Annotated in this window: 10 protein-coding genes and 1 pseudogene; 1 reads left to right on the top strand and 10 read right to left on the bottom strand. The window is 61.1% G+C overall.

Annotated features, from left to right (window positions below; translation table 11 throughout):
* A pseudogene (locus tag A3754_RS28065) lies at nt 1-187 on the top strand (alpha/beta hydrolase); the annotation flags it as partial.
* A gap of 128 nt (nt 188-315) precedes the next feature.
* Here A3754_RS28065 and tatC read toward each other — a convergent pair.
* The 10 genes from tatC to hslV all read right to left on the bottom strand — a co-directional run bounded on the left by tatC (nt 316) and on the right by hslV (nt 7,998).
* Complete coding sequence (gene tatC, locus A3754_RS21850; RefSeq protein WP_063521327.1) at nt 316-1,062, bottom strand: twin-arginine translocase subunit TatC; 747 nt, start codon at nt 1,060-1,062, stop codon at nt 316-318.
* Nucleotides 1,055-1,441, bottom strand: a complete 387-nt coding sequence (gene tatB, locus A3754_RS21845) for a Sec-independent protein translocase protein TatB (RefSeq protein ID WP_063521326.1) — start codon at nt 1,439-1,441, stop codon at nt 1,055-1,057. The genes tatC and tatB overlap by 8 nt, the downstream gene beginning before the upstream one ends.
* A gap of 58 nt (nt 1,442-1,499) precedes the next feature.
* Nucleotides 1,500-1,745, bottom strand: coding sequence for a Sec-independent protein translocase subunit TatA (gene tatA / locus A3754_RS21840; protein ID WP_063518808.1), 246 nt, complete (start codon nt 1,743-1,745; stop codon nt 1,500-1,502).
* A 40-nt stretch (nt 1,746-1,785) separates the two neighbouring features.
* Complete coding sequence (locus A3754_RS21835; RefSeq protein ID WP_063521325.1) at nt 1,786-2,121, bottom strand: phosphoribosyl-ATP diphosphatase; 336 nt, start codon at nt 2,119-2,121, stop codon at nt 1,786-1,788.
* Between the two features lie 129 nt (nt 2,122-2,250).
* Entirely contained in the window at nt 2,251-3,858 is a 1,608-nt protein-coding gene (locus tag A3754_RS21830) for an AarF/UbiB family protein (RefSeq protein WP_063521324.1), read from the bottom strand.
* Nucleotides 3,858-4,553, bottom strand: a complete 696-nt coding sequence (locus A3754_RS21825) for an SCP2 domain-containing protein (RefSeq protein WP_063521323.1) — start codon at nt 4,551-4,553, stop codon at nt 3,858-3,860. The genes A3754_RS21830 and A3754_RS21825 overlap by 1 nt, the downstream gene beginning before the upstream one ends.
* On the bottom strand, nt 4,550-5,302 hold the full coding sequence (gene ubiE / locus A3754_RS21820) for a bifunctional demethylmenaquinone methyltransferase/2-methoxy-6-polyprenyl-1,4-benzoquinol methylase UbiE (RefSeq protein ID WP_063521322.1): 753 nt from the start codon (nt 5,300-5,302) through the stop codon (nt 4,550-4,552). Before ubiE ends, A3754_RS21825 begins: the two co-directional genes overlap by 4 nt.
* Before the next feature lies 1 nt (nt 5,303).
* Nucleotides 5,304-5,999 (bottom strand): hypothetical protein, encoded by a 696-nt coding sequence (locus tag A3754_RS21815; RefSeq protein WP_063521321.1) that lies wholly within the window; start codon nt 5,997-5,999, stop codon nt 5,304-5,306.
* A gap of 110 nt (nt 6,000-6,109) precedes the next feature.
* Nucleotides 6,110-7,453, bottom strand: coding sequence for an ATP-dependent protease ATPase subunit HslU (gene hslU, locus A3754_RS21810; protein WP_063521320.1), 1,344 nt, complete (start codon nt 7,451-7,453; stop codon nt 6,110-6,112).
* A gap of 2 nt (nt 7,454-7,455) precedes the next feature.
* Nucleotides 7,456-7,998, bottom strand: coding sequence for an ATP-dependent protease subunit HslV (hslV, locus tag A3754_RS21805; protein ID WP_007150844.1), 543 nt, complete (start codon nt 7,996-7,998; stop codon nt 7,456-7,458).
* Between the last annotated feature and the right edge of the window lie 211 nt (nt 7,999-8,209).

Raw genomic sequence — 8,209 nt, 5'->3', positions numbered from 1 at the left:
GGAAAGTACCCGGGACCCGGCGGTGCAGCAGCGCCTGGTGGATTTCATGCAGGACAATGATTGTGCTGCCGAGGTGGCGAAAGCGGAAGAGGCGCCCGAGTCGCCCGCTGAGGGAGGGGGGGAGGAGCCGCCGGCGTTTCCTGTGCCCGCGCCGATTCCTGCTCCAGGCAGTGGTTACCGGTTCTAGGACCGGTTGGGCCAATCCCGGAGGCCTTCAGTGCTACCCATCTCTGGATGTCGGATTACGCCGCTTCGCGGCTAATTCGACCCACGCGAGTTATTCCGGTCCATCACTCAGCATTAGCCAGGATGGCGTTACGCTGACGGGGCCTGAGCCTGTTTCTTTACCATCCGGGCGGCGAGCAGTCCCATCTCGAACAAAAACCACATGGGAATCGCCAGCAGGGTCTGGCTGATGATGTCCGGTGGTGTCAGCAGCATGCCGATCACGAAACAACCCACCACCACATAGGCGCGGGCCTTGCTCAGTTTTTCCACCGTGGTGGCCCCGGTGCTCACCAGTAGCACGATGGCAATGGGCAACTCGAACGCCAGCCCGAAGGCCAGAAATAGCGCCAGTACAAAATCCAGGTAGCTGCTGATGTCCGTGGTCACGGCCACCCCTTCCGGGGCGATGGCGGTGAAGAACTGGAACATCAACGGGAATACCACGAAATAGGCAAAGGCGGCGCCGCCATAGAACAGCAGGACGCTGCTGGCCAGCAGCGGTATCGCCAATTTCTTTTCATGCTTGTACAAACCGGGAGCCACAAAGGCCCAGGCCTGGTGGAGAATGAACGGCATGGCGGCGAAGACGCTCAGGTACAGGGTCAGCTTGAACGGCGCCAGGAAGGGCGAGGCCACGCCGGTGGCAATCATGTTGGTGCCGGCAGGCATGGCGTCCATCAGCGGTTTGGCTACCAAGGTGTAGAGCTCGCGGGAAAACGCGAACAGACACAGGAAAACGATAAAAATGACGGCCATGGCCTTGAGCAGGCGATTGCGCAGTTCCAGCAGGTGCGCAATCAGCGGCTGGCCGGCGTCGTTGCTGGCATCAGTCATGGCGGGTGGGGTCCTGGGGCTGGTCGTTGGTGCGCTGGCCGGTGTCGGCGTCATCCGCGTTCAGAGCGTCGCTATGGGGCTGTTCGCTGCGCGGTGCCCGTGAGCGGGCAATTTGTTCCGGGCTCAGCAGGCTGTCTTTGGCTTCGCGGATGCTGTCTTCATCCAGCCCCATCTGGCGCATCTGCTTTTCCATGCGCTCCTGCATGTCCTGGGTCACGGCTTCACGTTCCAGCTCGTTCTTCAGGTGGTTGAAGGTGGAGCGGGCACGACCGATCCAGTGGCCGAGGGTGCGGGCGACGGTGGGCAGTCGCTCCGGCCCCAGTACCACCAGGCCGATAATGAAGATCAGGGTGAGTTCGGCAAAGCCGATATCGAACATCGCAACCTCGGTTTAGCAGGATTTGGTCCGGACTGTGTCGCCGAAAAGGCGACAGGAATCAGGCCTTGTCCTTTTCCTTGTTCTGTTCGCTTTTTTGCCCGGCTTGTTGCTCGTTATCAGGCTGCTCGTCGTCAGCCAGACGTTTCTGGTCCTGCTCGTCTTCGCCATCTTTCATGGCGTTCTTGAAGCCTTTCACCGCGCCGCCCAGATCGCCGCCCATGTTGCGCAGTTTCTTGGTGCCGAACAACAGGACCACGATGGCCAGAAGAATCAGTAACTGCCAAATGCTGATGCCGGAAAACATGGTTTTCTCTCCGAAAAAGTAGGGGCCGCGTTAATGTGCGTTAGTGTTTACCGCTGCGTGCGGCTTTTTCATCATGGCCGGACAGGCCAAAACGTCGTTGCAATTCTGCCAGAACCTTGTCCGGGTGTTCGCCCAGTTTGGCCAACATCACCAGGGAGTGGAACCATAGATCGGCGGTTTCGCTGATCAGTGCCTGGTTGTCGCCACTGACTTCGGCATCCCGGGCCGCAAGAATGGTTTCCACCGCTTCTTCGCCGACTTTTTCCAGGATCTTGTTCAGGCCCTTGGCGTAGAGGCTGGCCACATAGGAGCTATCCGGATCGGCGCCCTTGCGCGATTCGAGTACCTGGTGCAGCTCGCTGAGTATATCTGACATAGGCTGTGTATTCTTCGTGGTCGAACTAGCGGTCTTTATGCAGGAGCCTGCTTGCTGGCGAAGGGTGATGGTTCGCTTGCAAGCAAGCTCCTACGAACATTGAGCACGGTGTTTGTGCAGGCCCACAGTCTAGCGCCGCCAGCTCCAGCTCACCAGCAGCACGGCGCCAGCAGCCAGTGGCCAGCTGAAATGGGGCGTTGCCAGCCACAGGGCCGCGCCGGCACAGCCGAGCCCGGCGAGGCCGGCAAACAGCTTGTGGCGATGGCGCACCAGTTGTTGTTCGAAACGGGCTTCCAGGCGGTCCTGCTGGTAGGGCAGGTCGCGCAGGCTTTCCAGTCCGTCGCGGAGCAGGTCGGGCATGTCCGGAAGCTGGGCGGTCCATTCCGGCAGGCGATTCTGCAGCTTCTTCAGCGTGGCGCTGGGGCCGTATTCGGCCAGCATCCAGGCTTCCAGCAAGGGGCGCCCGGTGTTCCAGATATCCAGCTGGGGATAAATGCTGCGCCCCAGTCCCTCGATGTGAACCAGGGTTTTCATTAGCAGGATGTACTGCACCGGCATTTCGATATGGTAGGCGCGAACCATATCGAACAGTTTCATGATCAGGGGCGCGAATTCCAGTTGATCCAGCTGGGCGGAGCGGACGGGCTCGATGATATCGATCACTGCCCGTTCAAACCGGGGCCGGTCGATGGGAGCCGTATTCCAGCCAGCGCGGATCACCGCATCCACCAGGGCGCTGTAGTCTTCGCGCATCACCGCCAGCACCATGCGCCCAAGTATGTTCAGGTCGTCCTTGGACAGGCGCCCGGCGATGGCGGCGTCCACGGCCATGTACTGGGGCGACTCCGGGTGTTCGGGGTTAACGAAAATATTGCCCGGGTGCATATCCGCATGGAAGAAGTTGAAGCGGAAGACCTGGGCGAAGAAAATCTCCACGCCGCGCTCGGCCAACACTTTTGGGTCGATGCCAGCGGCCTTGATGCGCTCGATATCGTTCACCGGAATACCATGGATGCGATCCATGATGATCACGGTGGGGCTGGACAATTCAAGATGAATGGCGGGAATGTGCAGCAGCGGACTGAACAGAAAATGCCGGCGCATGGTTTCGCTGTTGCGCGCTTCGGCGGCCAGATCCAGTTCGCCGAGGATGATCTCCCGGTAGTCCTGTACCACCCGGGCCGGGCGGAAATAGCGGGCATCACGCCACAGGCGTTCCAGCCAGCGGGCACCGAAGGCCATCACCTTCAGGTCCCGCTCCACCACCGGGCGAATGGTGGGGCGCAGCACCTTGGCCACCACCTGTTGGCCGTTGTGCAGGGTGCCGGCATGCACCTGTGCTACGGAGGCGGCGGCCATGGGCGTGCTGTCGAAGTCGCGGAACACCTCATCAAAGGGTTGCGGCAGACTGGCTTCCACCAGGGCTCTGGCCTGCTCGCCATCGAAAGGGGCGACCTGATCCTGCAGGCGGGCGAGGGCGGCAGTCCACTCCGGGGGGAGCATGTCCTGTCGCGTGGCCAGCAGCTGGCCGAATTTGATGAAGATGGGCCCCAGCCGCTCCAGTGCTTTGTGCAGGCGTTCGCCTTCGCTCAGCTCGCCGGTGCCGAGCCAGCTGGCCGGCATCAGGTACTGCAGGACCAGTAGCAGGCCTTTGGCTGGATGAGCGGGTAGCAGGGATATCAGCCGGTAGCGGCAGATCACATGGATCACCACCAGTATGCGGGTAATCGGTGGCATCAGTGTGTTGCGCTCCCGGAATCCTGTGGCGATGAGGGCGAAGAGGATGATGCGGACGGCGCGCGGGTTTTCAGCCGCTGAATGCGGGCATCCAGACGATCCACGTCCATGCGCAGTTCATCCACGTCGTGACCGAATTCGTAAACGTCACGGCGGCTGGGAATCAGCCCGGATTCGTTGCCCACATAATCGCCCAGTTGTTCGGTGAGGCGGGTGGCGGCTTGCTTCGCCCAGCCGAACAGGCGGCGGGCGCTGTAATCCAGTTGCTGGGCCAGCTCGGAACCGGTGACAGGCTCCAGAATGGCGCCCCAGTCGATCTGCAGGTGGTTGGCGATCTGTTGTAGCTCTTGCAGAAAATCCCGGTTGCCGGTGATGTCCACGGGGCCACCGATCACGCCGGGGCGGGTTTTCCAGTTGAGCAGCAGCGAGGCCAGGTCCATGGGGCTGCCTTTCACTGCCACGTCCGGGGTGGCGTCGCTGCGGTGGTAGAGCTCTACACCGTCTTCCACGATCAGCCCGTAGATGGCCATGGGCGGCAGTGTCACCTCAATGGCGATGAGTCGCCCGGCGTGTACGGCCAGGCGATCGGCGCTGGCCGGATCGGAACGCAGGGCGGTGTTGATGGCTCGCTCCACGGTGGCCAGGGCGGTGGTGGACAGCAGGCCCGGAGAGCGTGACTGGTCTTTCAGGCTCAAAACTTGAATCCTCTGTGCAGGGCCACGATGCCGCCGATTATGTTGAAGTATTCGGTACGGGCAAAGCCGGCGTTGTCCATCATGCCCTGCAGGGTGTCCTGATCCGGGTGCATGCGAATGGATTCCGCCAGGTACTGGTAGCTGTCGGCGTCGTTGACGATGAGCTTGCCCAGCTTGGGCCACACGGCAAAGGAGTAGGCGTCGTAGGCTTTGGCCAAGTGCTTGTTGGTGGGCGTGGAGAACTCCAGCACCAGCAGGCGGCCGCCGGGCTTGAGGACCCGCAGCATGGAGCGCAGGGCTGCGTCCTTGTCGGTGATGTTGCGCAGGCCGAAGGCAATGGTGATGCAGTGAAAGCTGTTGTCTTCAAAGGGCAGGCATTCGCCGTTCACCTGGGTGACCTGGGTGTTGTGGCTGCAGCCGGCATCGAACAGGCGGTCGCGGCCCACGTCGAGCATGGCGTCGTTGATGTCGGCCAGCACCACCTGGCCGGTTTCGCCCACCAGCCGGGAAAATTTGATGGCCAGGTCGCCGGTGCCGCCTGCCAGGTCGAGCACTTTGTGGCCCGGTCGAATGCCGGCCAGCTCGATGGTCATGCGCTTGAGAATGCGATGGCTGCCCATGGAAATCAGGTCATTCATCACATCGTATTTGCCCGCCACGGAGCGGAATACGCCGGCCACTTTTTGCTGTTTTTCCTGCCATGGCACCTGCTGGTAGCCGAAGTGTGTGACCTTGCTGTCGTCGGACATATCAATTCTCGAAAGGCGATGGGTGACAGGCGAAAACCTTTTCCATGATGGCGTCTTCCCGGGTGGCCAGCTGCTCCAGCAGCAAGCCAACGCTGGGAACGGGTTTCATCACCCGGAAACTGCGATCCATGAAATCATACAGGTTCGCAAAGCCCGCCGCATGGGCCGGTTTGCGAACCATTTTGAAAGTGGCGTGGAGCATTCGCGAGCGGATATAGCGATCCAGTCGATGACCCAGTTCGGCCACCAGCTGCAGCTGCCGTTGGCGATCCTGGTGATGGTTCGGCTGGCGAAATCCCGCTAGATAGGTGGCTTCATCGATGGGTTGATCAAGCTGCTCGCCGAGAATGTCGGTGACTGCCTCGTCCAGCTCCTGGGTGAGGATAGCCGCTTCCAGTGCGCTGGCGGAGGTGGCCATGACTTTATCCGGCAGCAGTTTCATGGCCCTGGGCAGAGCGCGGCGGATTTCCCGTGCCACCGGCAGCAGCTCGCGGCCACCATAGACTTCTTCCAGCAGGAAGCGGACTCCCTCGGCGGTTGCCGGGTCATCAAGAAGGTGGGCATGGGTGTGCCTGAGGCGCTCGCCTTGCCAGTCCTGCAGCCGGCGTAGCCGTGCCACAAAGACCGCATCGTCGCCGTGCTGGCGCAGCGCAAAAAAACGTTCGAGATACTGTTGCAGTTGTTCGCCGGCGGTCATGGTGTTCCCTCCGGCAGGGATAATAGCAGGAAAGCGGTCGGACGTCGGAAGTCAGACGTCTGACGCAAAACAAATTGGCGTCAGACGTCCGTCGTCAGACTTCAGACGATTTACAGAATATACCGGCTCAGGTCTTCGTCGTCGGCCAGTTCGCCCAGGTAGCGATCCACGGCTTCGGCGTCCAGTACCAGTGGCTTGTCGTGGTACTGGGTGGCCAGGGAATCGGCGTCGAAGCTGATTTCTTCCAGCAGTTTTTCCAGCACCGTGTGCAGGCGGCGTGCGCCGATGTTTTCGGTGCGTTCGTTGACCTGCCAGGCCACTTCTGCAATGCGGCGGATGCAGTCGTCGCTGATCTCCAGGTTCAGGCCTTCGGTTTCCAGCAGCGCCTTGTATTGCTCGGTGAGCGAGCATTTGGGCTCGGTGAGAATGCGCTGGAAGTCGTCCGGGCTCAGCGGGCTCAGTTCCACGCGAATCGGCAGGCGGCCCTGCAGTTCGGGGATCAGGTCGCTGGGGCGAGACAGGTGGAAGGCGCCGGAGGCGATAAACAGGATGTGATCGGTTTTCACCATGCCGTACTTGGTGGAGACGGTGGAACCCTCGATCAGCGGCAGCAGATCGCGCTGTACCCCTTCGCGGGACACGTCGGTACCGCCGCCTTCGCCGCGCTTGGCCACCTTGTCGATTTCATCGATGAACACGATGCCGTTGTTTTCCACCACGTCGATGGCCTGCACTTTCAGCTCGTCTTCATTGACGAAACGGGCGGCTTCTTCGTCGCGGATCAGTCGATAGGCTTCGCGTACCTTGAGTTTCTGGCTCTTGCGCTGCTGGTTGCCGCCCATCTTGGAGAACATCTGTTGCAGCTGGCTGGTCATTTCTTCCATGCCAGGGGGCGCCATGATGTCGACGCCGGCGGGCTGGCTGGCCACGTCCACGTCGATTTCCTTGTCGTCCAGCTCGCCCTCACGCAGTTTCTTGCGAAAGATCTGGCGGGTTTTGCTGTCGGTGCTGTCGTTGGCGCTGCCGTCTTCTGCGCGTGCGGCGGGAAGCAGGGCGTCGAGGATGCGCTCTTCGGCGGCATCATCGGCCTGGCTGCCCACACGGGCGATTTCCTTGTCGCGCAGCAGTTTGATGGCCATTTCCATCAGGTCGCGGATGATCGATTCCACATCGCGGCCCACGTAGCCCACCTCGGTGAATTTGGTGGCTTCCACCTTGATAAAGGGGGCGTCGGCCAGTTTGGCCAGGCGGCGGGCGATTTCGGTTTTACCCACCCCGGTGGGGCCAATCATCAGAATGTTCTTGGGGGCCACTTCCGCGCGCATTTCGGCGGGCAGTTGCATGCGGCGCCAGCGGGTACGCAGCGCCAGAGCCACGGCTTTCTTGGCCGCGTCCTGACCGACGATGTGGCGATTGAGTTCGGAGACAATGTCTTNGGGTGTCAGGGAAGCCATGGTTAACCGTCCAGCTCTTCGAAGGTGTGGTTGTGATTGGTGTAAATGCAGATGTCGCCGGCAATGGTGAGCGCCTTGGCGACGATATCGCGGGCCGGCAGGTCGGTATTATCCAGCAGGGCGGTGGCCGCGGACTGGGCAAAGGGGCCGCCGGAGCCGATGGCAATCAGGCCATCTTTTTCCGGCTCGATCACGTCACCGTTGCCGGTGATGATCAGCGAGCTTTCCTTGTCGGCTACCGCCAGCAGGGCTTCCAGGCGGCGCAGGGCACGGTCGGTGCGCCAGTCCTTGGCCAGCTCCACAGCAGCGCGCACCAGATGGCCCTGGTGCTTTTCCAGCTGGGCTTCGAAACGTTCAAACAGGGTAAAGGCGTCGGCGGTGCCGCCGGCGAAACCGGCAATCACCTTGCCGTGAAAAAGCCGACGGACCTTGCGGGCGTTGCCCTTCATGACAGTGTTGCCCAGGCTGACCTGGCCATCGCCACCGATGACCACGTTGTTACCTCGGCGAACAGAAACAATGGTTGTACCGCGATACTGCTCCACGGGAATTCTCCTTTTTACGCGTAGCAAAGGAAGTGTGGGCACAGGTGGGGGATTTCAAGGAGGAAAAGCAGGATGCCTGATGCCCGACGCCAGACGGGGTTACGTCCGGCATTGGGCGTTATGCATCAGGCGTTTTATTTTTTCATCTTGATCGGCAGGGTCTCGATGCCGTTGCCGGCCAGTTGGTCCTGGGCGCGGTGCATGGCGTTGA

The organism is Alcanivorax sp. HI0083, assembly GCF_001635175.1.
This window is presented reverse-complemented; position numbering and strand designations above follow the sequence as displayed.

What these genes read in the sequence shown, in the direction of transcription:
- tatC (WP_063521327.1), bottom strand. Translation starts at nt 1,062, where the DNA reads ATGACTGATGCCAGCAACGACGCCGGCCAGCCGCTGATTGCGCACCTG.
- tatB (WP_063521326.1), bottom strand. Translation starts at nt 1,441, where the DNA reads ATGTTCGATATCGGCTTTGCCGAACTCACCCTGATCTTCATTATCGGC.
- tatA (WP_063518808.1), bottom strand. Translation starts at nt 1,745, where the DNA reads ATGTTTTCCGGCATCAGCATTTGGCAGTTACTGATTCTTCTGGCCATC.
- A3754_RS21835 (WP_063521325.1), bottom strand. Translation starts at nt 2,121, where the DNA reads ATGTCAGATATACTCAGCGAGCTGCACCAGGTACTCGAATCGCGCAAG.
- A3754_RS21830 (WP_063521324.1), bottom strand. Translation starts at nt 3,858, where the DNA reads ATGCCACCGATTACCCGCATACTGGTGGTGATCCATGTGATCTGCCGC.
- ubiE (WP_063521322.1), bottom strand. Translation starts at nt 5,302, where the DNA reads ATGTCCGACGACAGCAAGGTCACACACTTCGGCTACCAGCAGGTGCCA.
- A3754_RS21815 (WP_063521321.1), bottom strand. Translation starts at nt 5,999, where the DNA reads ATGACCGCCGGCGAACAACTGCAACAGTATCTCGAACGTTTTTTTGCG.